The 25,866-nt window shown below is 60.6% G+C and carries 16 protein-coding genes; 8 read left to right on the forward strand and 8 right to left on the reverse strand.

What is annotated here, in order from left to right:
* Positions 1-256 precede the first annotated feature (256 nt).
* On the reverse strand, positions 257-7,144 hold the full coding sequence (locus AACY31_RS15775; RefSeq protein ID WP_339504747.1) for an NEL-type E3 ubiquitin ligase domain-containing protein: 6,888 nt from the start codon (positions 7,142-7,144) through the stop codon (positions 257-259).
* Positions 7,145-7,298: 154 nt separating this feature from the next.
* Here AACY31_RS15775 and AACY31_RS15780 point away from each other — a divergent pair, with 154 nt between their 5' ends.
* Positions 7,299-7,517 (forward strand): DUF2970 domain-containing protein, encoded by a 219-nt coding sequence (locus tag AACY31_RS15780; protein ID WP_018604755.1) that lies wholly within the window; start codon positions 7,299-7,301, stop codon positions 7,515-7,517.
* Between the two features lie 75 nt (positions 7,518-7,592).
* Here AACY31_RS15780 and AACY31_RS15785 read toward each other — a convergent pair whose 3' ends face one another.
* On the reverse strand, positions 7,593-8,729 hold the full coding sequence (locus AACY31_RS15785) for an ABC transporter substrate-binding protein (RefSeq protein WP_339492024.1): 1,137 nt from the start codon (positions 8,727-8,729) through the stop codon (positions 7,593-7,595).
* A gap of 503 nt (positions 8,730-9,232) precedes the next feature.
* On the opposite strand from AACY31_RS15785, the gene AACY31_RS15790 reads away from it, so the two are divergent.
* Both AACY31_RS15790 and AACY31_RS15795 read left to right on the forward strand, forming a co-directional pair.
* A complete protein-coding gene (locus tag AACY31_RS15790; RefSeq protein WP_339480177.1) occupies positions 9,233-10,891 on the forward strand; it encodes a nitrite/sulfite reductase in 1,659 nt (552 codons plus the stop codon).
* On the forward strand, positions 10,875-11,369 hold the full coding sequence (locus tag AACY31_RS15795) for a DUF934 domain-containing protein (RefSeq protein WP_339480175.1): 495 nt from the start codon (positions 10,875-10,877) through the stop codon (positions 11,367-11,369). The genes AACY31_RS15790 and AACY31_RS15795 overlap by 17 nt, the downstream gene beginning before the upstream one ends.
* Positions 11,370-11,577: 208 nt before the next feature.
* Here the strand turns inward: AACY31_RS15795 and sohB are convergent, their stop codons facing one another.
* The gene (gene sohB, locus AACY31_RS15800) at positions 11,578-12,609 is read right to left on the reverse strand and encodes a protease SohB (protein ID WP_339480174.1); all 1,032 of its coding nucleotides are present in this window, start codon (positions 12,607-12,609) and stop codon (positions 11,578-11,580) included.
* Between the two features lie 226 nt (positions 12,610-12,835).
* On the opposite strand from sohB, the gene AACY31_RS15805 reads away from it, so the two are divergent.
* The 4 genes from AACY31_RS15805 to AACY31_RS15820 all read left to right on the forward strand — a co-directional run bounded on the left by AACY31_RS15805 (position 12,836) and on the right by AACY31_RS15820 (position 16,775).
* Positions 12,836-13,546, forward strand: coding sequence for a histidine phosphatase family protein (locus AACY31_RS15805; RefSeq protein ID WP_339480172.1), 711 nt, complete (start codon positions 12,836-12,838; stop codon positions 13,544-13,546).
* A gap of 51 nt (positions 13,547-13,597) precedes the next feature.
* On the forward strand, positions 13,598-13,912 hold the full coding sequence (locus AACY31_RS15810) for an SCP2 sterol-binding domain-containing protein (protein ID WP_339480170.1): 315 nt from the start codon (positions 13,598-13,600) through the stop codon (positions 13,910-13,912).
* A gap of 217 nt (positions 13,913-14,129) precedes the next feature.
* Positions 14,130-15,848, forward strand: coding sequence for an enoyl-CoA hydratase-related protein (locus AACY31_RS15815; RefSeq protein WP_339504750.1), 1,719 nt, complete (start codon positions 14,130-14,132; stop codon positions 15,846-15,848).
* Between the two features lie 63 nt (positions 15,849-15,911).
* Complete coding sequence (locus AACY31_RS15820; protein ID WP_339504752.1) at positions 15,912-16,775, forward strand: LysR family transcriptional regulator; 864 nt, start codon at positions 15,912-15,914, stop codon at positions 16,773-16,775.
* Positions 16,776-17,001: 226 nt separating this feature from the next.
* Here AACY31_RS15820 and AACY31_RS15825 read toward each other — a convergent pair whose 3' ends face one another.
* Positions 17,002-17,238, reverse strand: a complete 237-nt coding sequence (locus tag AACY31_RS15825; protein WP_339492018.1) for a YdcH family protein — start codon at positions 17,236-17,238, stop codon at positions 17,002-17,004.
* 217 nt (positions 17,239-17,455) lie between these two features.
* Between AACY31_RS15825 and AACY31_RS15830 the strand changes: the two genes are divergently transcribed.
* Positions 17,456-17,977, forward strand: coding sequence for a DUF4142 domain-containing protein (locus tag AACY31_RS15830; protein ID WP_339480164.1), 522 nt, complete (start codon positions 17,456-17,458; stop codon positions 17,975-17,977).
* 594 nt (positions 17,978-18,571) lie between these two features.
* On the opposite strand, the gene AACY31_RS15835 is transcribed toward AACY31_RS15830, so the two are convergent.
* From AACY31_RS15835 to AACY31_RS15850, 4 genes are all read right to left on the reverse strand, one after another.
* Positions 18,572-18,853, reverse strand: coding sequence for a hypothetical protein (locus AACY31_RS15835; protein ID WP_339480163.1), 282 nt, complete (start codon positions 18,851-18,853; stop codon positions 18,572-18,574).
* Positions 18,854-18,950: 97 nt separating this feature from the next.
* A complete protein-coding gene (locus tag AACY31_RS15840) occupies positions 18,951-21,062 on the reverse strand; it encodes a hybrid sensor histidine kinase/response regulator (protein ID WP_339504754.1) in 2,112 nt (703 codons plus the stop codon).
* 304 nt (positions 21,063-21,366) lie between these two features.
* Positions 21,367-24,465 (reverse strand): error-prone DNA polymerase, encoded by a 3,099-nt coding sequence (locus AACY31_RS15845; RefSeq protein WP_445261547.1) that lies wholly within the window; start codon positions 24,463-24,465, stop codon positions 21,367-21,369.
* Positions 24,441-25,862, reverse strand: a complete 1,422-nt coding sequence (locus tag AACY31_RS15850; RefSeq protein WP_339480158.1) for a Y-family DNA polymerase — start codon at positions 25,860-25,862, stop codon at positions 24,441-24,443. Before AACY31_RS15850 ends, AACY31_RS15845 begins: the two co-directional genes overlap by 25 nt.
* Between the last annotated feature and the right edge of the window lie 4 nt (positions 25,863-25,866).

Below are 25,866 nucleotides of genomic sequence, written 5' to 3' on the forward strand. Positions count from 1 at the left end.
AAGGCACTACCTGATCCATCTCGATCAGGAACAACTCCTTGCGGGTCTGCTTGCGCTTGCCGGCGTACTCGGCATCGGCGAAGGTCATCTGTTTCATCATTGAAAAGCTCGGCGACTGGTGTCCGGTAATTTTGCCAAATCAGGAAGTCTTTTTCAGCGTTTCCCTAGAGCAGCAAACAAGCCTATTAACATCAGCAAACCGACCCATCGACGGCACCGGTATCGACAGATCGGCCTTCAGGTCCGCAACTGCGGATCAGTTGCGGCGTGACGGTCCAGGTTGGGGTGACCGGGTACCGGATTGCCCCGCTTCACCAACGGTGCTTCGCAAATCGTTCAACTCGCTTCGCGTCAACTCAACCAGCTTCTCCGTGCGCAGGGCATCGACTGTTCTGCCCAACGCATTGAGTTCCAGGTTGTACCGCTGCGTATCGATTCCGCCATCAGCCCGGCGATCCTCCAGTGCGTCCAGGAGCTCATGACGCCTATTGGCGACAGCATCCGCGATGTTGCGCATTTGTTCTGGATGCCGCTCCTGCAGGTAGGTCGTCCAGTAGTCACGCGACGCCATGCTTACCAATAGCGCATCGCTGCGCTCTGCCTCAAGAATCGAGGTGCGGGTGCGCGCCGCCAGTTCTCCAGTGATCGGTGCGCCGAACGCCATGTGCGTAGGCTGCCCCGGCAAATCGATGCCGTCGCCCCATCCGCTCGTCAGGCCAATGCGATAACGCAAGCGCACTTCCGCCCGATCCCTGCCCTGGCCAGCCGCTTCAGCCAACGTTTCGACCCTCTCCAGCCGGAACAACTGCCGCGACAAGCGCAGCAACGCCTGGCCCCTGAGCAGGGGACGGTCCAGCGGAATGTCACGCAAGGCCTGAAAGACAAACACACGCACTTCCAACTCGCTAAAGGTCAAGATGCGGCCATCGATGCAAGTACCGTGGGTTTCGGCGTTTTGAAACAGCAACTGACGCAACTCACTATTTTCGCTGGCAGCGTCCATGATGTTCCAGACCCGTCGCGTCAGTTCTGCCCGGTCAAACCTGAAATCGAACGTATCAGGCAACAGCGCAAGCAATTGGAAGAACCGCTCGTGATCGCTTTCTTCGGCCAACTGCGCCCAGATCCGGCTCCGGACCGTGATTTGTTCACTGTTTGAGCCCACCAGCCATGGACTCAGCGCCTCGGCCGATGCATCGCCCGTCGGATCAAGAAGAGGTTCGACCGCAGCGACAGAGGCATGCGGATCATGACGGCCATTAGCGCCTGCGCCACCATCGGAGTCGTCATTGGAGTCCGAGATATCGTCTTGTGGCGCCTCTGACATAGCGATCAGGCTATCGATTTCGTCTCGGGAAAATCCTAGAACCTCTTCGCGATTGCCTGACTCAAGGTAATCCCTGAGTTCATAAAATGTGTTGAGCGACAGGTCTTCGTTATCACTCAAATCCATTCCGTCCACGAGCCTCTGATGGCTGCCATCCAGCAACCCCGCCGGAAGATCAGTAAACTCGTTGCCGCTCAAGTTCAGCACACCCAGCTCTTGCGCGTTCAATAGCTGGCTGGGCCAGTTTTCTATGTCGTTATAGCTGAGGTCCAGTGCTTCGATCTGGCCAAAATCCGGAGGATCGAACGTGACCAGTCTATTAATGGTCAAGTTAAGCGAACGCAGGCGACCGTTTGTCAATAACGGGTAAGCCGCCGCAGGCGGCAAATAGTTATCACCGAATCCCAGATGCTCCAACTGCTCCATTTGCAGGACAGCATCCGGAACGGCGGTCAGTTCATTGCCGCCCAGGTCCAATCGATTCAAATGAGCAAAGGAACCGAAGAAACCATTTGAGCCCCGTTCGGTCAGCAAGACACCCGAAAGCTCCAGCGTTGTCACGCCAGGAAATTGCACACCCAACTCAGGCAAGTCGCCCAATTGCAGACCATGCAGGCTGAGTGTTTGTCCTGCCCCACCGTGGCGTATCAGTCCCTCTTGCCAAACCTCACGAATGCTCTTGGCCGCCAGCGCGCGGCTTTGCACGGAAACGGTGCCCCCTGCGACTCGGACTTCTCTGATAAAGAGCCAGTCATTCAACCGACGAGTCAGCGAGACACACGATTGATGCCACTGGCTGACCTGCTCGTCGATCTGCGTCTCGGTCATCCCGTTTTCACGCCATTGCCCGAGCTTCAGGGCTGCCTGTTCCTGGGTCAGGATCGGATCCAGCCGCTGCAGGCGCAGTTTGCGTCCCGCATCCCCCTCGACCACGGCCCACGCCTCGGGCGGCGGTAATAGAAGTTGAGCGATCGACCAGCTTGTTTCCGTCGGCGGGAATTGATCCGGTACAGACTCCTTGGCAAATCGGGCCAATGCCCCATGGGGAAGCCCTCTTGCATCTTCGACTCGCTGATGTGCCGCACTCAAGGCTGCCTCGCCTTCAGGGCTGAAGAGGTTACCGGCCAAATGGGTCTTTAACAGGACTTCATCATTGGACAGCACTGTTGGTGGGAGCGACTGCAGTTGGTTATCCCGCAAGTCAAGCCAGGAAAGCTGCGTCAGGTTCTCGGCACCGGTTGGCCAAGCCCGCAACTGGGTGGCTTTGAGGCCCAGTGCCTTGAGCCGGGTCAAGGCACTGACATCAAGCATTTCGAGCGGGTTGTTTTCCAGATTCAGTTGCTCAAGCAGCGTCAACCCATTGAACTGCGCTTGAACAGTGGGCGTGACGAGCAGGTTGTTGTTGCGCATATCGAGTTGCGTCAAGGCCGGCAAGTCTTCGGCGTCGAAAGGCAACTCGGTGAAGCCGTTGCCGCTTATTTCCAATGTTCGCGTACCGCTGAATGCCCTGAAAAAGTTGCGCGCCTGCCGGGGGGAAACATCCAACGATCCCAAGCGCAGCGTTTCTACGTGGGAGAAGCTTGCGGGCGGCAACGCTGGGAGCGCTGCAAACAGCTTACCGGGAAGAGCAGACCCGGAAACCGGCAGCTCAAACAAGGAGCCCCCTGCGGTCGGCAACCCCAGGCGTCGGCGTACAGCGCCGCGCCAGCTGTCTCGCAACGCTCGAAACAACAGACCTCCGCCCTCCCACCACACTGGCGAAAGCAAGGCGTATGACAAATCTTCCGCCCCCGTCGGCTCGAAAAAAAACTGCGCAAAGATTCCATCGTGTTCAGCCCTGAGTGCTTCTACCGCAGCAAATCGTTCCTGAGGAGTATTGGAGGCACTGTCAAATTTCACGGGCAGGCGCCCGACAGACTCGGCCTCCCCGACCAGCAAGCGCAATTGCCCGCGACAGTAGCCGTCCACCATTTGATCCACGTCCACCAAATGGCCGAACGCTCCCGAGTATTCGCTGACGTACCGGTAGGCGCGCGCGAACGCTTGCGGAGTCAGCGCTGACCAATTCAGCGATAGCCCGGCCCACAACTTTTCGTGCCCTTCGAATATTGCATCCGGCAGCGTACGTATCGATGTGCGCGACAGCTCCAGGCGTTCGAGCCGGGGAAGACGCTGCACGTATTCAGGCCATTGCGATAACGTTTGAGGCGCCTCGATTTTCAACGTACGCAAACGGCTCAATGGTGTCAGGTCAAGGTTGTGCATGGCGGTCTGATCGAAACCTGAGTAATCGATGTGCAGCACCTCCAGTGAAGTCAGCGAAGAGAGCCTTTGTGGAAAACTCTCGGCCAGCGAGACAGCAGCGGTGGAAAACCGCAAGTTGGTGAGTCCTGGCATCTGGCTCACCGCGTGCGGCAAGGTGGTCAACGGCGGGTGCCCGAAGGACAGATCGAGGAATCCGGATTCCCTGAGGCCAATCTCCAATTTCGTGACCCCAGGGAAAAGTGCCAGGAAGGCATCCGCATTGGCGTCTGTCATGCCGCCGCCAATCACCGACAATTCCCGTACATGCGCAAAATGGGTGGCTATTGGGGGCAGCGACACCTCACAGGAAAGCACCAGCCGCGCGCCTTCGGGGGACTCTTGCGCTAACGGGCGATTGCGCCAACCGTCCCTGAGCGCCTGCGCAAACCTATTTTTATGCGCATCGGCCGGGCTGCCGAGCGTCTCGCCCAGCCATTGTTCAAGCGTGCCGTCGAGCGACTCCCACTCGCGCTGGCGCGTTTGCAGTTCCAAATAGATCTGCCGTTCGGTCTTGCCCCGTTGTTGCCTGATGAACGCCTCGGCCTGTGGCTCGCTGGGGTAAAGTGCCTCCACCCGCGCCTCAATGGAAGGATGCATTCCCCTACCCCGGCCGCTCGCGTAATACCCCTTGAGCGTCGCGCTCACGCGAACCGGTGGTTTGAAGCGCTTGGCGGGGGTTTCAAGGAGCTGGGTCATGTCCCCACGATGCAGGTAGGCGTAATCGATGATCATGCGTTGCAGCTCGGGGCCGTTCCCCTCCGGCAGCCCCAGTGCGGAACGCGCATCAGCGGGCAGAACCTGCAGGATCGAACGGTAGAAGTTGCCGCCCCGCGGGGGCATGCCACCAGGCTCTTCACCCTGCTCATTGAAGGCCTGATAGCCAGGTCCGTTTTTGATCAGGTATTTTTTTTCAGGCGCATTCTTGTCGCCGATACTTTCGAGCAGCGCACCCGTGTCGCTTCCCTCGCGCACTTCCAGGCGCAGCGTAACGGGCCAGCCCGGCAGTCTTTCCAGGGCATGCAATGCCAAGCGTCGGCTGTCGGCCGAAACGATATTGTCGTTGTGCAATCGCGCATACGCCCGAACCTGACGTCCTTGTCGTGCATACCAGCGAGCCTCTTCGAGCATGTTCAACGGTGCGCGGCGCCTTGCGTCAAGACGGGCGAGATCCGCAGCACTACCGTGGGCGATGACCTCCTGGGCGGCAGCCTCGCTAAGGCCTGGGCACTCACGCTGCAAAATCCTGATACGACCGTCCACAGGTTCCGTGCCCTTGTAGATCCTTTCAAAAACTTGCTGCCGGGTTAACCCTCCCGGATTTGCTGCAGCTTGCAACTGATCAATCTCCTGCGCGGCCTCGGCATCCGCCTTGAACAGCCGTATCGCATCCCTCAGCTCGGGAGGGGGCATCGTTCGGTCCATGTGCATTTTGCGTAGCGCGTTATCGCTGACGCCGCTGACATCGGCGAGCCTGAGCAACATCTCATCCGAAAACGCCGAGGTCTCATGGCCCATGCGCCTGAGCAGCGTCAGGCGATCCCACGTCATCGGGCGCTCCAGCGAATGCCGCCAGGCTCCGTTGCCGTTATGCAGGAGGATTGGTTGATACGCCGCCTCGTCCGTTGGATGCTTGATTCGCCATTTGTGGATCGATGCGTCGAAAAACTGCTCGTACACCTTTCCCCCTAAACGAATATGGGTTTTCCCATCGACTTCGTATTGCCCCAGCGCGTTCGGAGTGCTCGTATCGGTGAGTGTTACAGCGCTTTCATAGCTGCTCAGTTCCGGCTTCCACAAGCGTGTTTCGCCATTAGGCAACCTCACAGGCTCAAGGCACTCGATCACGGGTTCAGGCTTGATGGCGGCCAGCTTGCTGACCCCGGCCCCCACACCGGCCATCGCGCCCATCAACGCCAGGTTTTCTGCGACGTCGATCAAGTGAGCCTTGGCTGCCCGTTTGTCGCCCTCGCCCCACTCGACCGCACCTTCAAGGGTTTCATATAAAAGCTGTCCCGCCATGACGACCATCATGACCTCGCCCAACACCGGAACGAACATCGACAACATGTTCACCGCAGACAGCCCTATTTGTAGCAGGTTGGCCAGCTTTTCTTGCCTTGCCTTGGCGTCGACGTCACTCGTGGGCACCGCATGACTGCGCGCATCGGCCAGCACTTTTTCACGGTGTCGCTCATAGAGGTAGTGCCACGGATCCAAGTTATCGTCCCACAACGATCGGCCTTTCTGCGGCAACGTCGAAGGGGCGATGTAGGGATTTGGTTCGCGCTTTGCCTTTAAGGGATCGGGAGGGACTCCCGGGAGGTGCATCATCAGTGAAGAGGGTATGAAAGGTTCAAAAATGCCCAACCATGGCGCAGGCAATTGGATGCCTGGAAAGCCGGCTGCCTCCTGGACAAACTGGCTGAAGAAATAAGGTCGTTTATCGTAGGGCACGAACTGACTGAAAAAGCGCTGATAGGGTGTAGGACCGGTGTATTCCAACGGCGTGGTTTCGGGGGTGGTAAGCAATTGCCTGAAGCGTGTTTCCAGTTGGTCGCCGTCGTAGCGCTTCATTGGATATTCAGGATCATGGGGAACATAAAGAATCATTTCGTCGCTGTAGCGATGTAGCTCACAGATCGAGAACGCGACACAGCCCACCAATCTTTGCTTCATCAGGGACATGTCTTCGAACCAGACCGGCTTTTCGCCCATCCAGGGGTTATTTTCACCCTTGATGACCGAGAGAATCATCGCGTGATCCCTGGGTTTGATATCCCCTGTCAATAGCGCCTGCTCGGCTGCGGCCCTCAACGCGGCTTTCTGGCTGGCAATGAAGTGCTGGCGAAGCGTCGCTTCGGTCGCAGCGTCAGCCGGGTAGAAAAATGACTTGAGGTAGGCTTGGTACTTCGCACCGATGTCCAAGGTGCGGCACAGGGCGAGGAATTGACCGACCGACACATTCAACGCTACGGGCGCGTAAGTGCCGGGTGCGTCCTTCTCCACCATGAATTCTGATGTTTCATGGTAGGCGCCGTGCTCGCACTCCCAGCTTTCGAAGTTGTGCAGCGCAACCTGCAGCAAGGGCAACTTGAACAATTCGAACGAAGAAATTTCCACCTTGATCACGGTTATTTCCCATGGCCGTGTAAGGCGTAGCAAGGTTTTGTCGACATCCACCTCTACCTGGAACTGATCCTTCAAGGCCTGGATCAAGAGCGGCCTGGCAAACGTGTCGATGTCCAGGAACGACGACAGGGTCTTATCCAGTTGATTCTGTGCCGCAAGACTTTCCTTAAAACAGGCATCCACCACCTTGCGCTGCTCTGGCGAAGCGTTCGCGTACCAGGCCGGCATCTGCGTTCCGACTTGCTTCATCGCCTGCCTGCGTTGCGTCGAAGCCTCGATGAGCCATGCCGGCATGGCGGCTTCCAGGAAGTCCGCGTGCAGACTCTCCGTGGCCCGTGGCTTTGGCTGTATTTTTTCCGGGGACTGTGTGGAATCGGGTGACATACATCGCTCCTTTGAATGAAGCGACAGCAGACCCGTTTAGCGAACCGCATGGGCGGTACATAGTTATAGGTCGATGGAAACTGTGTAATGAGGGATTTAAGCCTGCAGAGATTGGCTATGCTCTCCACATACGACCTTGTGTATGGAGAGCATCATGGACGAACCAAGCGAAAATAAGGCGCCCACCCTCTGGCAAATGCTCCACAGCGTGGGAGCGGCGGCCCTTGGCGTGCAAAGCGGAAAAAACCGCGCCCGCGACTTCACCCACGGCAAGCCAAGTCACTTTATTCTGCTGGGCATCCTGTTTACGGTGATTTTCGGGTTGACGTTGTATGGGATCGTCAATCTGGTGTTGTACTTTGCGGGCGTATAGAACGGATCTGCAAATATGGAACCGGGCCTCTTGCGAAACGAAACAACCATACCGCCCGTCTCGATCTTAGTCGCTCTAGCGCCGCCCCAGGGCATCGAGCGAAAAGGCATAGCGCTCGCCATCCGGATGAGACACCAGGCTGAAGCGCTTGAAGTCCAGGCGATAGTCCTTGGCGGGATTCATGCTCAACCACGCGCGGGCGCGGGCCGGATCGAGCGATTGCATCAGGTCGATCTGCTGGTTGTAACCGCCATGACGCGCGAGGTCGACGCCTCGGGCGTGATCATGGAGCAGCACCATGGCCCACCCTCCCAAGCTGAAGTGCCCGGTGAACAGCACGCTCAAGCGCCCGTCGATACGGGCCTGGAGCGCCGCCCTGGAGCTGTTCATGGCGCTGAACAACACATCCTTGCCCGGTTGGCGACCCGCCGCCTCGAACGCCTGCATGGCACCCAGGGCCATTTCATCGTTGGCCGACCAGACCAGCTCGGTCTGCGGATAGCGCTTGACCAACTGGCTCGCCTGCTCATGAGCCCGTTCGCGATTCCACTCGCCATAGACCAACTGGCGCAGATGCACTTGCGGGTGCTCGGCCAGCGCCCGGAGCAGGCCCTTCTCGCGCAGTTGCGCCGAAGGGGTGAGTTTCTTCCCGGAAAAAGCCAGCAAGTCGAGGGTCTGCCCAGGTGCCAGCGGTCCGTATTGGCGCAACAGTTCCTTGAGCATCAGGTAACCGCTGCGCTCATCATTGGGCACCAGGCTGCCGAGCAACTCGGGAGGTGCGGCACCGTTCTCTGTCAGCAGGCGAGTCTGATCGCTGGTCAACGTGTTATTCACCAGGAACAACCTGACCCCACTGCTCTGCGCCAATTGCAGGATCCGCGGGGCGACATATTGATCGTTGACCAACACCAGGTAGTCCGGACGGTTCTTCGCCGTGACGGCCTTGCGCGCCAGGCGAATCATCAGTTGGGGATCGCGCCCGGCATACTCCACGCGCAGCCGCAAGCCCAGCTTGCTTGCCGCCGCTTGCATGAATTCGGTGTAGCTGACCCAGAAGGGTTCGGTGGAGTGGCCCGGGTTCAGGAACACGACCGAAGGAGCAGTCGAACTGCCGGGCAACGCCTCGGAAGAAGAAACCACATGGGCGGCTTGGGCCTGCGTCCAGAATGACAGGCATAACAGCCCCAATAGCCTGCAGATAAACTTCGACACACCGCCCGCCCCAAGTAATACGCCACCCAGTATAACGACCCGGGTGGCGAACCGGCACATGAACGCGAGACCTTCATGTGGCCGGCAACCGCTCGAACCTATTGATGGCTGACCCAGAACACTGCGGTGCCCACCACCAGGATAATCAGGAACAAAATGGCCCAGGCATCAACAGAACTGTCGCTTTTCCTTACTTTGGTCGGATTGCTCATTGCATCGCCTCTTGTCGGTTTTGTAGGTGATTGCATAGGAACTCGACCACAGTTAAGACGATGATTGCCCGCACGACAAATGTGGGTTAGGCAATAATCAATCTCATTAGTCGATTTGGTTCTTTACATATACTCAAACATCACTTTTGCGCATAACTCAAAACAGGTATCTTGCACCGGCTCCTCTAGGAGTGCGCGGCCGTGCGCGCAGAATTGCCGAGGCAGAACCCGATTCCAGCGAGCCAACATGCAGCTGTTTCTGATCGGCCCAAGCCTGAGACCGAGACTTATATGTACATATATGACGAGTACGATCAGCGGATCATCGAGGACCGCGTCAAGCAGTTCCGTGATCAGACCCGACGCTATCTGGCAGGCGAGCTGAGCGAAGAAGAATTCCGCCCTCTGCGCTTGCAGAATGGCTTGTATATCCAGCGCTTCGCCCCGATGCTGCGCGTGGCTGTGCCTTATGGCCAACTGACCTCGCGCCAGGTGCGCAAGCTGGCGAAAATTGCCCGCGACTACGACAAGGGCTACGCCCACATCAGTACCCGGCAGAACGTCCAGTACAACTGGCCAGCCCTGGAAGATGTGCCCGAGATTCTCGCCGAACTGGCCACCGTGCAGATGCACGCGATCCAGACCAGCGGCAACTGCCTGCGCAACGTCACCACCGACCAGTTCGCCGGTGTCGCAGCCGACGAACTGATCGACCCGCGCCCATGGTGCGAGATCGTCCGCCAGTGGACGACTTTCCACCCGGAATTCGCCTACCTGCCACGCAAGTTCAAGATCGCCATCAACGGCTCGACCTCGGACCGTGCGGCCATCGAAGTCCACGATATCGGCCTGGAGACGGTCTACAACGCGGCCGGCGAACTGGGCTTCCGTGTGCTCGTCGGCGGTGGCCTGGGACGTACGCCGGTGGTCGGCGCGTTCATCAACGAGTTCCTGCCGTGGCAGGACCTGCTGAGCTACCTCGACGCCATCCTGCGGGTGTACAACCGCTACGGTCGTCGCGACAACAAATACAAGGCGCGGATCAAGATCCTGGTCAAGGCCCTGACGCCTGAAGTGTTCGCCGAGAAGGTCGAAGCCGAGATGGCTCACCTGCGTGGCGGCCAGACCACCCTGACCGAAGCCGAAGTGCATCGCGTCGCCAAGCACTTTGTCGACCCGCAGTACAAAGCGCTGGGCAATCAGGACGCCGAACTGGCAGCCCTCGACAAAGAACACCCAGGCTTCGCCCGTTGGCGCGCCCGCAATACCCTGGCCCACAAGAAGCCGGGTTATATCGCGGTGACCCTGTCCCTGAAGCCGACCGGCGTCGCGCCAGGCGACATCACCGACAAGCAACTGGACGCCGTGGCCGACCTGGCCGAGCGCTACAGTTTCGCCCAACTGCGCACCTCCCACGAGCAGAACATCATCCTGGCAGACGTCGAACAGAGCCAGTTGTTCACCCTGTGGGGCGAGCTGCGCGAGCAAGGTTTCGCCACCCCGAACATCGGCCTGCTGACCGACATCATCTGCTGCCCGGGCGGCGATTTCTGCTCGCTGGCCAACGCCAAGTCGATCCCTATCGCCGAATCGATCCAGCGTCGTTTCGACGACCTGGACTATCTGTTCGACATCGGCGAGCTGGACCTGAACATTTCCGGCTGCATGAACGCCTGTGGTCACCACCACGTCGGCCACATCGGCATCCTGGGCGTGGACAAGAAAGGCGAAGAGTTCTACCAAGTCTCCCTGGGCGGCAGCGGTAGCCGCGACGCCAGCCTGGGCAAGATCCTCGGCCCGTCGTTTGCCCAGGACGACATGCCTGACGTGATCGAGAAGCTGATCGACGTGTACATCGAACAACGTACCGAAGACGAGCGCTTCATCGACACTTACCAACGTATTGGCATCGACCTCTTCAAGGAACGCGTCTATGCAGCGAATCATTAAGAACAACGAGGTCATCGACGAAACCTGGCACCTGCTGCCCAAGGACGCGACCCTCGATGGCATCTCCAACTGCGACGACCTGATCGTGCCCCTGGCCCTGTGGCGCGATCACGCCCATGCTCTCAAGGCCCGCGACGGCGGCTTGGGCGTGTGGCTGGACGCCGACGAGGAAGCCGAGGACATCGGCGAGGACGCCAACCAGTTGCAGGTCATCGCCTTGAACTTCCCGGCCTTCACCGATGGACGCAGCTACTCCAACGCCCGTCTGCTGCGTGACCGCTTTGGTTTCAAGGGTGAATTGCGGGCAATTGGCGACGTACTGCGCGACCAGCTGTTCTACATGCGCCGCTGCGGCTTCGACGCCTTTGCCTTGCGTGCCGACAAAGACCCCTACGAAGCCCTCGAAAGCCTCGGGGACTTCTCGGTGACCTACCAGGCTGCCACTGACGAACCGCTGCCGCTGTTCCGTCGCCGCTGAAAAAAAACCATGAAAAAGCCCTGATCCGGTGTACCGGCTCAGGGCTTTTTTGTTGCTGAATGATCGATGCCCAGCCCACCCCCGAACCACTGTGGGAGCGAGCCTGCTCGCGATGGCGGTGGATCAGCTTGCATCTATGTTAGATATGCCGCCGCTATCGCGAGCGGCTCGCTCCCACAAGGTCCAGTGGTGAGCACCCGCTCCCCAATTACCAGAACCGCTGCTGGGTCAGGCGGCTCCACCAACTGAGCAGCACCCGATCCACCGAACCGCTGGCAGCCATGCCGATGCGCTCCTGCAAGCTTTTGCGTTCGGCGTAGTGCAGGTGGTACAGCTCGGCACCCTTGGCGCGTTCGGCCAGGTATTCATCGCTGGTTTTCAGCTCGTCCACCAAGCCCTTGCCCTGCGCTGCGACGCCCAACCAGACCTCACCGGTCGCCACGTCATCGATGGCCAGTTGCGGGCGGTAGTTGGACACAAAGCTCTTGAACAGCTCATGGGTGATGTCCAGGTCTTCCTGGAATTTCTCCCGGCCCTTCTCGGTATTTTCGCCGAACACCGTCAACGTGCGTTTGTATTCCCCGGCCGTCAACACTTCGAAATCGATGTCGTGTTTCTTCAGCAGCCGGTTGACGTTGGGCAATTGCGCGACGACGCCAATGGAGCCCAGGATCGCGAAGGGAGCGCTGATGATCTTCTCGCCGATGCACGCCATCATGTAGCCACCGCTGGCCGCGACCTTATCGATGCAGACCGTCAACGGCACGCCGGCCTGACGGATCCGCGCCAATTGCGACGAGGCCAGGCCATAGCTGTGGACCATGCCGCCGCCACTTTCCAGGCGCAGCACCACTTCATCTTTCGGCGTCGCCAGGGTTAGCAGCGCAGTGATTTCATGACGCAGGTTCTCGGTGGCCGAGGCCTTGATGTCACCGTCGAAATCCAGCACGAACACCCGGGGCTTGGCCGCCGGCTTGTCCTTGTTTTTCTTCCCGGCCTTTTCAGCCTTGCCCTCGGCCTTGCGCAGGGCCTTGAGCTGATCCTTATCCAGCAGCGTCTGTTCCAGGCGCTCACGCAGCCCCTTGTAGAAATCGTTGAGTTTGCTCACCTGCAACTGACCGGTCGACTTGCGCCGCCCCTTGCTGCGCAACGCAGCAAAACTGACCAACACCACCAGGATGGCGATCACCAGCGTCACGGTCTTGGCCAGGAAACCGGCGTACTCGATGAAAAACTCCACAGCAACTCCTTAAATGCAATGCGCCACTGGACGCAGGCGCGTAACGGCCCCAGCATACCCATGCGCCTGCGTCGCGACCAGCCATGAAACCGGTGGTTACCTAAACGCGAGCGAGACAGGACAGGGCTGCAACGAGCATTTCAAACAAGCGTATGTTTTTTCATTGACAGCTCACCGCCATCCCCATAACCTCGCCAAACCTTCAACGTACCGGGATGACGCGGACGTGGGCAGTATCTATCTGATTCGACATGGCCAGGCCTCCTTTGGTGCGAACGACTACGATGTCCTTTCGCCCAATGGCGTGCGCCAGGCGCACGTGCTCGGCAGCCACCTGGCGGAGCTCGGTGTCGTATTCGATCGCTGCCTCTCGGGTGACCTGCGTCGCCAACAGGATACCGCCATCGGCGCGCTGGGCCAGATGTCCGCCGCCGGGTTGCCGGTTCCCGAGCTGGAAATCGACGCCGCGTTCAACGAGTTCGATGCCGACGCGGTCATTCGTGCCCTGCTGCCGGACATGCTCCCCCAGGAGCCCGAGGCGCTGCATATCCTGCGCAACGCTGGGCAGAACCGCGCCGAATTCCAGCGCATCTTCGCACTGATCGTCGAGCGCTGGCTCAGCGGCCGGTATGACCCGCCGGGCCTGGAAAGCTGGCTGGGCTTCGTCGAGCGGGTCCAGGCGGGCCTGCACCGCATCCTGGAGCAAGCCGACAACACCCATAAAATCGCCGTGTTCACCTCCGGCGGCACCATCACCGCCCTGCTCCACCTGATCACCCAGATACCGGCCCGACAGGCCTTCGAACTAAACTGGCAAATCGTCAACACCTCGCTCAACCACCTGAAATTCAGGGGCCGCGAGGTGGCCCTGGCATCCTTCAACAGCCATGCCCACCTGCAACTTCTGAAAACCCCGGACCTCATCACCTTTCGCTGAGTCCGGATTACTGTAGACCCTTGCTGTACTACCTAGATAAGGATCGAAACCATGACCTCCGTAGCCGACGCCGTACAAGCCATGAAAGCCAAGTTCAACCCAGCCGCCGCTGCCGGCCTGGACCTGGTATTCGGTTTCCGCCTTGACGACACCAAAAATTTCTCGCTGGTCATCAAGGACGGCACCTGCGAACTGCAGGAAGGTGAAAACCCGGACGCCCAGGTGACCCTGGTGATGGACGGCGAAACCCTGCAAGGCATCGTCGACGGCAGCACCGACGGCATGCAAGCGTTCATGAGCGGCAAGCTGCGCACTGAAGGCGACATGATGCTGGCCATGAAACTGTCCGAGCTGTTCCCAAGCTGAGACGGCGCTCGCGTTCTTCGCGGGCCTTTGATTGCAAACGAATCCCGCCCTCGTGGCGGGATTCGTGTTTTTACCCTCGCCTGATTCTGCGTTGCACGCACAACCTTGATCCCTGTCAGTTGTCGCCCCTCCCCCAGCCGCTAACGTAGCGCCTCCATCAAAGCCAGGGACGGCTCATTGGGAGTCGGCACCTGCTCATCTCAAGGAAGAGAGACTCATGCCCGCACTGAAGATCATTTTGCTGTCGAGCGCCTTCAACGGCCTGACCCAACGCGTCTGGCTGGACCTGCGCGAGGCCGGCTATCGCCCTAGCGTCGTGCTATTCACCGATCCGGCCTCGGTCTGCCGGCAAATCGAAGAAAGTGGCGCCCATCTGGTGATCTGCCCATTTCTCAAGGACCGTGTCCCCGAGCAGTTATGGCGTAACCCGCGGCGCCCGGTGGTGATCATTTATCCCGGGATTGTCGGCGACCGCGGCACCAGCACCCTGAACGGGGCGATCACTCGGCAGCCCGAGCGCTGGGGGGTCACGGCGTTGCAGGCGGTAGAGCAAATGAACGCTGGCCCAGTCTGGGCCACTTGCGAATTCGACCTGCCTCAAGGCCTGCGCAAATCCGAGCTGTATAGCGGCCCGATCAGCGACGCGGCCATTCGTTGCACCCGCGAAGTCGTGGAAAAATACCTCGACGGTTTCATCCCTGTGCCACTGGACTATGGCCGTCATGACGGGGTCGCACGCCTGCAACCGAAACCGTCCCAGGCCCCTTGCACCTTCAACTGGCACGACAGCACCGATTTCATCCAGCGCTGCATCGACGCCGCCGACGGTCAACCCGGCGTGCTCGCGAGCCTGGCCGGCGAACAGTTTTACCTGTTCGACGCCCATCCGGACGTTCGCCACGGCCTGCCCGGCGAACTGCTGGCCGTGCGTGACGATGCGGTGTTGGTGGCAACAGGAGATGCAAGCCTGTGGATCGGCGTCTTGCGCCGTAAGCCGCAGCCCGGCGAACAGACCTTTAAGTGTCCGGCGCGCCATTTCCTGTCGAACCGGCTCGATGGCGTCCCGGTGCTCGACGGTTCCCTGGCCCACCAGCCGTTCAGCCATGAGCCCTATCAACCCATTCGCTACCGGGAATGCGGCCATGTGGGAGAGCTGACGTTCGAGTTCTATAACGGGGCGATGAGCACTGAGCAATGCCAGCGCCTGGTGGCGGCACTGCGCTGGGCCAAGTCCCGGGACACCCAGGTGCTGTTGATCCGCGGCGGGCGCGGCAGCTTTTCCAACGGCGTGCACTTGAACGTTATCCAGGCTGCCGCCGAACCCGGCCTGGAGGCCTGGGCCAACATACAAGCCATCAATGACGTTTGCCTTGAGTTGTTCAACGCACGGCAACTGGTGGTCAGCGGCCTGACGGGCAACGCCGGGGCCGGCGGTGTGATGTTGGCTTTGGCAGCCGATATCGTGCTGGCGCGCCGTGACATCGTGCTCAACCCGCACTACGCGACCATGGGCCTGTATGGCTCTGAATACTGGACCTACAGCCTGCCCCGCGCGGTCGGTCCGGACATGGCCTGGAAACTCACCCAAGACTGCCTGCCGATCAGCGCCCTCCAGGCGTTGCGCTACGGCATGGTCCAGGAGATCGGACCTCGCTGCCCCGACGAGTTCGGCCTGTGGCTACTGCAACGAGCCAACAGTGCGCTGCTCGACTCGAACTATGAAAGCATTCGGGTCCGCAAGGCCGAACGGAGCCTATCGGCGATCCAGGCGTGCCGCGATGCTGAACTCGCGCAGATGCGACATGACATGGTGGACAATCGCCACGGTTTCGCCGACAAGTGCCGTGGTTTCGTCTTCAAGCACAGGGCCTGCCGCACGCCAGAATGCCTGGTCGCCCCTTGGGCGCGAACAGCACCGGCCCAAGTCATCCAATAGTGCCCGGTATCGGCGAGGCGCGGCAGCTCTTACAATGCCCGCTTACCCCGTATCGGCCTGAACATGGACATCGAGCTCGCCCGCACCTTCCTGGAAATCGTCCGCCACGGCAGCCTCGCTGCAGCGGCCGAAAAGCTGCACGTGACCCAGACGGCGATCACCGCCCGGGTCCAAAAACTCGAAAGCCAGCTCGGCTGCGCGCTGTTCGTACGCAACCGTGCCGGCGCGCGCTTGACCAGCGACGGCGAGGCGTTTGTGGTCTACGCCAACCAGCTCGTGCAGACCTGGGAAGCGGCCCGCCGGGACCTGCCACTGCCCGAGGGCTATCGCAACGTCTTGCACCTGGGGGGTGAGGTCAGCCTGTGCAATCCCTTGATGCTCGCCTGGGCCGGTGAACTGCGCCAGAGAATTCCCGGCCATGCCCTGCGCATGGACATCCGCGACGGCGAGAAACTGCTGCAACAGCTGGAGCTGGGTCTGCTGGACGCGGCGCTGGTGTATCAGCCCGAATACTGGCCGCGCCTGCAGGTCGAACAATTGCTGGAAGAAAAACTCATCCTGATACGCCTGGCCGCCCGTCCCGAGCCCTACGTGTACATCGACTGGAGTGCTGACTTCCGGCGCCAACACGACACCGCGCTACCGGACAAGGCCAAGGCCGCCGTGACCTTCAACCTCGGTCCACTGGCCCTGCAGTACATCCTGGAAAACGGCGGCAGCGGCTACTTCCGCACCCGGGTCGTGCAGAGCTACCTGGACAGCGGCATTCTGGAACGGGTGCCCAAGGCACCGGAATTCAACTACCCCACCTACCTGATCTACTCCCGCGATCGGGATTCAGCGGCGTTGCAGCAAGCGTTCGAGGTGTTGCGAGAAATCGTCAAGACCGGCAGCGACTGGTCACAGCGCTGGGATCCATTGACCTGACGGATTGTGATGCCGGCCAGCCTGGCCTGAGGTGCGTGTCGTGGCCAGAGATTGCTCCCGCCTGGTAGGAGCTGGCGAAGCCTGCGATCTTTTGATCTTTCTCTTGAGACTCAATCGTCAATGGAAAGATCGCAGCCTCGTTGCACTCGACAGCTCAGGCGAAGCCCCCGCGGCGCCACAAAAGCCCTTCGCAACACGAAGGGCCTTCACAGGTTCGGTCCTGAGGCTACCGCTGCATCTGAGCCACGATCTCGTCCTTGACCAGCAATCGCTTCTTCTTGAGCATCTCCAAAGCATCGTCGGACAGCGCGCCGGAGGACGGTCTCTCGGCTTCGACCACCTCGGCATCAAGTTGGGAGTATTTTTGAAGTAACGAGTCGAGCCTTGGGTTCTCGCTGCGTTTTTGCTGGATGTGATCTTTTGTGCATTTGAGATCCTGGCACAAATCGTGGGACACCGGCATGGAACACCTCCTTCGATGGGTCGGTGGCAGACGCTCTTGCGGCGCCCGTCGATTATCAGGATGGCCTCCTCGACAGGGTTCTGTCGACCGCCAATCCGACCAGCGGTGACCGTTCATCGCACTGGATCGCTTGGCGATCAAACCTTTGCCGGTGCGTCGCCCTCCATTGAACAGAGACGACAAGAATCGCTCGTTCAACTTGTGTGGAGACTTACCTATGGACAGATTCACCCTGCGTCAACTCGGCCTGGCAGTTACCCTGAGTACCAGCATGGGCATGGCATGGGCGGCGACTTCCAACGACTTTGTCGACAACGCGGCGACCGGTGGGATTGCAGAAATCGAGACCAGCAAACTGGCCTTGGAAAAAAGCCAATCGGCGGACATCAAGGAGTTCGCCAACAAGATGATCACTGACCACACCAAGGCCAACGAAGAGCTGAAAGCCCTGGCGCAAAAACATGACATCGAAGTACCCGACGACACCACGCTGATGAAAAAAGCCAAGGCGAAGATTCTCGACGTGCGCGATGAATCCTTTGATGCGGCCTATGCCAACAACCAGGTCAAGGCCCACGAAGAAACCATCGCCCTGTTCAAGAAAGAAGCCGAGACCGTTACCGACAACAAGCACGCTGGCGATACCGAACTCAAGGCGTTCGCCCAGAAGATGCTGCCAGACCTGCAAAATCACCTGGAAGCCGCCAAGAAACTTCAGGCTGCGCATCCAAGCAAGTAGAGCGAGGTACGCAAAAAGCCCGACGCTTGAGGCGGGTTTAATGAGACAGCCTACCTGACCGAGAAACCCGGCAGCTTATACCTGCTGGGTTTTTCTCACGTCCAAACAGCGACTCATTATGAAACTCGTAGCTTTTTTCAACGTCATTGAGCAATGAAGCAACACTGACAGCGAGGCTAAGACAATCAATATGGTCACCGCCTGATCAGCGCCAGTTGGCCACAGACCCAAATACAAACCGGATCCCGAATCGTATCCGCCGAAGAGAACTACGGATGACGAGGTTATGACCCGACAGCAATCACCTTAGGCAGCGAACGCACGCAATGGATAGATGAACACTCACTACTGCGTACACAAACCACCAGCCAGATCCCGGCTACGCTGCAGCGTGCTGCTCTAGGGCTTGCACGAAAAGTCGCCGAGCGGCGATCAGATTGCTCACGGTCAATCACTACTGCCGAAGCCAATGCGTTGTACGAAAAGATCCAATCAGCTTTGCACGAAGGCGCGCCGGGAATGGGGGATCGGATGGACCTGTCAGCACACTCATCAACTCAATAGTCACCCTATTCGCCATCTGCTTTTTATAGGCTAGCCACCATCAGTGTCGATATCCGCGTCAGTACTCTCATCGGATTTCGGCCGATCCGGATCAGGCTTGAAGCCGGGGCTGAAGGCGTTGTCATTGTCCTGATGATGCTGCTTCTGATCGACCTCAGTGGCGGCGCTCTGGGCCTGGTCCGTTCCGGCAGGGCTGACAGGCTCGGCGCTTGAAGGTTTTTCCGGGGCTTGGGGGTCTATGGCCGGATCGTTTCGGGGGGACGGCGTCTGCGCCTGGCCTTGTTGCTGGGTGTTTGCGGGATCGTCGCTCATAGGCACCTCGTTCATGGCTGGGACGGAGGAATGACCGGCCTTGAGTATTCGAAGGTGACACAACGGTTTGAGTTCCATTTTGTTTGGGGTAGCGCGATCAGCCGTCGAGCACACTCCTCACCATCCGAGTCAGCGCGTCCGGGCTGTAGGGTTTGCTCAACAAATGGGTATCGGGGCTCAACTGATGGTTGCGAGAGATGATGTCCCGGGTGTGCCCCGAGGTGAACAGCACAGGAACCGGCGGTTTTTGCACCTTGGCCCAGGCGGCCAGGTCGGAACTCTTGATCAGGCCGGGCATGACCACGTCGGTGAAGATCAGGTCGACCGAGATGCCTTCCAGCAGCAGCTCCATCGCCTCATCGCCGTTGGCGGCCGTGAGGGTCCGATAGCCGGACTGCTCCAGCAGTTCCACCGACGCGTTGCGCACCTCATCGTTGTCCTCCACCACCAGGATCGTCTCTTGCCTGCCGGACTGAAGCACGTCGTGTTGCTCGGTTTCGCCCGCTTCGGGCGCAAGGCTTCGAGGGAAATACATCCGTACCCGCGTGCCCTCGCCCAGGTCGCTGGAGATCTCGATATGGCCGCCACTCTGCTTGACGAACCCGAACACCATGCTCAATCCAAGCCCGGTGCCCTGGCCATCGGTCTTGGTGGTGAAAAACGGTTCGAACACCTGCTTCAGGATGTCGGGCGGCATGCCGGCACCGCAGTCGATCACCGACAGCCGGACATAGTCGCCGGCTGAGATCCCCTTGCCGGCACAGAACGCTTCATCGAGCACGATGTTCTCGCCGATCAGGCGGATGGTGCCCTCGCCGACCATGGCATCGCGCGCATTGATCGCCAAGTTCAACAGGGCGTTTTCCAATTGATTGCGATCAACGTGGATGCACCAGGGCTGCTGGGGCAGGTTCACTTCAATCTGGATGGTTTCGCCCAAGGCCCGCTGCAGCAATTCTCCCATGCCATCGTAGATGCGTCGCGGGTTGTAGACCGCCGGGGACAATGGCTGGCGCCGGGCAAAAGCCAGCAGTTGCGATGACAATTTGGCGCCCCGCTCCACGGCTTCGATGGAGGCACTGACCCGCCGTTGCACGTTGACGTTGTCCCGCTCGTGGCGGGCCAGCAAGTGCAGGTTGCCGGCAATCACTTGCAGCAAGTTATTGAAGTCATGGGCCACGCCACCAGTGAGGCCGCCAATGGCCTCAAGCTTTTGCGACTGACGCAACTGCTCTTCTGCTGTCAACCGCGCCTGCACCTCGTCGGCGACCCGCTGCTCCAGGTCGCGGGTGAATTTGAGCAGCGAAGCTTCGGCTGTCTTGCGTTCATTGATGTCAATCAGCACACCTGGAAAACGCAGGGGCTTACCCGTGGCATCGAACTCACAGCGACCACTGGCCAGCACCCACAGGTAATCGCCGCCCACGCGACGTACCCGATATTCAGCGCTGTAGGGGATGCCCGTGCGCAAGGTCAGTTCGATCCGCTGGTTGACCTCTTCGAGGTCATCCGCATGGATGCGCTGGCGGGCAATTTCGATGGGCAGTGCGTCCAGCGAACAATCGGGTGGGTAGTTGAAGGTACGGGCGAAACGCTCATCACTCGACAGCGTGTCGGCCTGGATGTCCCAGACGAACGACCCCAGCAATGGTCCGGCCGAGAGGGCCAACTGGATGCGTTCGTTGACGGCTCGGTAACTGCGTTCGGCCTCTTGCCGGGCGCGCTCGGTCAACACGAGCTCGGTGGTCTCCACCACAGTCGCCAGCACGCCCGCCGGGGACTGGTCGTCATCGGGCACCGGGCTGTAATAGAGGTCCATCCACACATCTTCAGGCTTGCCATCGCGCAGCAGGACCAGCTCTTTGCTGCGGTAGGACAAGGTGCCGCCGGCCAGGCAGACGTCCAGCACGTGGCGATTGAATTCAGCGACCTCCGGCCAACCCAACTCCACCGCGCACCCCAGCAGGTAAGGATGGCGGCCACCGGCGAACTCGGCATAGGCATCGTTGTAGATCATGAAGCCCTGGCGGCCCCACAACATCACCATCGGCAGAGGCGAAGCCAGCAACAACTGGACGGCGCTGCGCAGGCTGGCGGACCAGTGCTCGATGGCGCCCAACTCGGTCAGGCTCCAATCGAACGCCCGGATACGCCCGGCCATTTCACCGCCCCATCCAGGGCACCCGTGATTTTGGGATAGAAACTGCATGGTCGATTCTGAACCTCAAAATGCCTGCCGGGAGTCGGCATACACAAATCCCTTGCGATCAGAGCTTCGAGCGCTGGGTTGGCGTTTGGTTTCATGGTGATCGGTTTGCGCACGATCCCTGTGCTCAAAGATTGCCCCTGCTTGGCTCTGTAGGAGCTGGCGAAGCCTGCGATCTTTTGATCTTTTGATCTTTTGATCTTTCGCTTGAGATTCAAGTGTCTGGGGAAAGATCGCAGCCTCGTTGCACTCGACAGCTCCTACGGGCGCAGCCGGCGGGAGCAAGCGCCCTCATCGCGAGGGGGATTCAACGGAAATCACGGCTATGCACTTGGATGCCCGCCAGCAATTCGGTCAGGTCGCTCAGGCGCCCGGCGATCAGGTGGCGGACCTCGCCGACGCTTTCCCAGCGCCCGTCGACCCTGAGCAATTGCGAGCCCACCAAGGTCTTGCGCTGGCGCTCGGCCAAGTCGCGCCAGACCACCACGTTGAGGTTGCCGAATTCATCTTCCAGGGTGACGAAGGTCACACCGCTGGCCGTGCCCGGGCGTTGGCGACCGGTGACCAGCCCGGCGACGCTGACGTTGCGGCCATGCTCCACCTCTTGCAGCTCCCGTGAGCTGCGGCAACGCCGGGCGCGCAGTTCGGGACGCAGCAGGGCCAGCGGATGAGGGCCTAGCGTCGTGCCGAGCGTGGTGTAGTCGGCGAACAGGTTTTCCCCCAGCGTGGGTTCTGGCAGGGCCACGGGTGGTTCCTCCTGACTGGGCAAACCGGCGAACAGCCCCAGTTGCTTCTGCACCCCGGCCACCTCCCAGCGGGCACGATGGCGATCACCGGCCAAGCCCTGCAAGGCCCCTGAGTCGGCCAGTTGCGCCTGGGCCCGGGCATCGAGCTGCGCGCGCTCGCCCAAATCGGCCACGTCGCTAAAGGGGCGATGCCGGCGGGCCACTTCGATACGGCGGGCATCCTCTTCGCGAAAGCCCTTGACCATGCACAGCCCCATGCGGATCGCCGGTTGCCGGCCGTCCATGGGCTCGAGGCTGCAATCCCAATCGCTGGCGCGCACGTCCACCGGGCGGATCGACAGTTGATGCCGGCGGGCATCCTGGAGGATCTGGTCAGGGCTGTAGAACCCCATGGGCCAACTGTTGATCAGGGCACAGGCGAACGCCGCCGGCTCGTGGCATTTGAGCCAACTGCTGGCGTAGGTCAGCAAGGCGAAACTGGCGGCATGGGATTCGGGAAAGCCGTAATTGCCGAAACCTTTGATCTGTTCGAAGATTTGCGCGGCAAATTCAGCGGTGTAGCCGTTTTTCTTCATCCCCTGCGCCAGGCGTTCCCGATGGGGTTCCAACCCACCGTGACGTTTCCAGGCAGCCATGGAGCGACGCAATTGGTCTGCTTCACCCGGGGTGTAATCGGCCGCGACGATGGCGATCTGCATGACCTGCTCTTGGAACAAGGGAACACCCAGGGTGCGGTTGAGCACTTCCTTCAACGCTTCAGAGGGATAAGTCACCGCCTCTTCTTTGTTTCTGCGCCGCAGGTACGGATGCACCATCCCACCCTGGATCGGCCCGGGCCGCACGATCGCCACTTCGATGACCAAATCGTAGAACGTCTTGGGTCTCAGCCGAGGCAACATCGACATCTGCGCCCGGGACTCGATCTGGAATACACCGATGGTGTCGGCGCGACTGATCATTTCGTAGGTCGCCCGATCATTCTGGGGCAGCGACGCCAGGGCGTAGCGCTGGCCTCGGTAGTGTTCGATCAGGTCGAAACAGCGACGAATCGCACTGAGCATACCCAAGGCCAGGATGTCCACCTTGAGTAACCCGACCGCGTCCAGGTCGTCCTTGTCCCACTGGATGATGGTGCGCTCGGCCATGGCGGCGTTTTCCACCGGCACCAGGGTGTCCAGGGGTTGCTCGGAAATCACGAAGCCACCAGGGTGCTGGGACAAATGCCGGGGAAAACCGATCAATTGCTGGGTCAGGCTCAGGACCCGGCGCAACACCGGGCTGTCCGGGTCGAAGCCACCTTCACGCAAGCGCTCCACTGGCGGCGCCTCGTCGCTCCAGCGGCCACAGCAATCGGCCAGGGCGTTGACCTGATCCGGCGGCAGGCCCAGGGCCTTGCCCACATCGCGCACCGCCCCGGCGCCGTGGTAACTGCTGACCACCGCCGTCAATGCCGCACGATGACGGCCATAGCGCTGGAACACGTACTGCAGCACTTCCTCGCGACGCTCATGTTCAAAGTCGACGTCGATGTCCGGCGGCTCGTTGCGCTCCCGGGACAGGAAGCGTTCGAACAACAGGCTGGTGAGGCTGGGATCGATTTCGGTGATACCCAAGGCGTAGCACACCGCCGAGTTGGCCGCCGAACCACGCCCCTGGCAAAGAATATGGCGGCTGCGGGCGAAGCTGACGATGTCCTGTACGGTGAGAAAATAGCTGTCATACCCCAGCTCGGCGATCAGGCTCAGCTCCTTGTCGATCTGCACCCGCACCTTGTCTTGCACACCCTTTTTCCAGCGTTCGCGCATGCCGCGCTCGGTCAGTTCCCGCAGCCAGGACGCCGGATCATGCCCCTCGGGCACCAGCTCGCGAGGGTATTGATAGCGCAGTTGACCCAAATCGAAGGTACACCGCCGGGCGATGTTCAGGGTTTCATCGAGCAAGGGGCGCGGGTAGAGATCGGCCAGCGCCTTGCAACTGCGCAAGTGGCGCTCGCCGTTGGGGTACAGACGCTGGCCGGCCTCGGCCACGGTGAGGTGGTGGCGAATGGCAGTCATGGTGTCCTGTAGGGCACGACGGCCACGCACGTGCATGTGCACATCGCCACTGGCCACGGCTGGAAGATTCAAGCGCTCGGCCAGCGCCAACGCGTCTTTCAACTGGCGGCGGTCGTCCTGTGCGCAATGCAACTGGACCGTCAACCACAGGCGCCCGGCAAAGATTGGCTGGAGCCAACGGCCATGTTCCTCGGCGTCTTTGCCCTCGGCGACCCACAACGCCAACAGCCCCGGCAAGGGCTGGTCGAAGTCCTCTCGCACGATGCGGTAGTGGCCCTTCTCGCTGCGACGCCGGGCGCGAGTGATCAGCCTGCACAAGGCTTGATAGCCTTCCAGGTTTTCCACCAGCAGCACCAGTTTCGGACCGTTCTCGACCTGGATTTCGCTGCCGACGATCAGTTGCAGCGCCTGCTCCCTGGCCGCCTGCCAGGCCCGGACGATCCCGGCCAGGGTGCATTCGTCGGTGATCGCCAGGGCCTGATAGCCCTGCTGTCTGGCGCGACGGCACAGTTCCAGGACACTGGAGGCGCCACGCTGGAAGCTGAAGTTCGACAAGCAATGCAGCTCGGCATACTCAACGCTCATGCGAACCAGCCCTGCAGCCACAGCGGACCGCCCTCGCCCACCGTTCGATAGGCCCAGCCTCGTTGTCCGCCGCGGGTTTCGATCAGGTAGTAGTCGCGGCGTACGTCGGCGCCGTCCCACCAGCCAGTCTCGATGCGTTCCGGGCCCATGAGGACTCGCGCCTGGCTGTCCTGCAACACCTGGGCCTCATTTAACAGCCAGCCGGGACGTTGCACGCCATCACGCACTGGACAGGCCTGGGGCCGGGGTTGGGGCGTCATTTGCCAGGCGCATTCAGGTCGATGGTCATCGCGAAACCCCAGGCCCTGCACCGCGTCATCCCCCAGCCGCGCCCGCAGCCGTTCTCGCAGTTGCTCCCAGGGCAAGGACTGTTGCGGGCGCTCGTCGAACAGCTCCAGGCGCTGGGGCACAAAACTCGGCAGGTCCTCGGCACACAGGCGAAACCCCCGCACTGGGGCCGCGACCTGCACCTGTTCCAAGCGACCGCGGGCCAGCTCGAAAAGCCTCGCAGGATCCCGTTCGGCGCTGAGCAGGCCGACCTTGATCTGCGTGTCCGGCAAACCGGCGTGTTCAAGGTGCAGGTCGAAGCGCTGCACGCCGCTGTCGCGTCCGCACAGGAAGGCCGACAAGTCACCGGTCAGCCGGCGTAACGGGAACAGCAGCGCCTGATGGGATTGCACGTCATAGTTGAGTTCGATGCGCACATCGAAACGGTCCGGTGGCAGGTAGAACGACAGCGCCAGGGTGCGACTGCCCGTCAGCGCGTCGAGGTGCTTGAGCACCTGGGCCTCGAAGCGCCGTGCCAGGGCCTGCCGGGGCATGGCCTGGACCTGGCTCAAGCGACGCAGGCCCATGCGCGATAGCGCCGTGGCGACGTCGGGGTCCAGGCCGATCCGCTCCACAGGCATGTCTCCCAGGCATTGTTGCAAGGTCTCGGCGTCGGGCACCACCAGGGCGTCATAGGCATTGGCCAACACCCGCGCCGCCACCGGATTGGGAGCGGCGACGATGCGATGACGAAAACCCAGCTCGGTCAGCTCGGCCCGCAAGCGCGCCTCGAACACCGGCCAGGGGCCGAACAGACCCAGGCTCGACTCGATCTCAAACAGTAGCGTACGCGGGTAATGCACGCTGACCTGGGAGCTGAAACGGTAGGCCCAGGCCGCCAGGAACTGTTGCCAGTGTTCGATTTGCGCCGCGTCGTATTCGGTGGTGGCAAAGCCTTTGCTCAAGGCCTGGGCGGCGGTCATGGTCTGGCCGGGACGCAAGCCCAGGGCCCGAGCCGGCGCATTCACCGCTTGCAGCACCCGACGCTGGGCCGGACCGGTCAGCAATGCCAGGGGCTGGTCGGGATCGGGGCGCTGACGCAGCGCGGCGTCCAGCGCCAATTGCGGGAAAAGAATACAGACCCAGCGCATCGCA

This window comes from Pseudomonas sp. RL_105y_Pfl2_101, assembly GCF_963970585.1.
In the GTDB taxonomy this organism is placed as follows: domain Bacteria; phylum Pseudomonadota; class Gammaproteobacteria; order Pseudomonadales; family Pseudomonadaceae; genus Aquipseudomonas.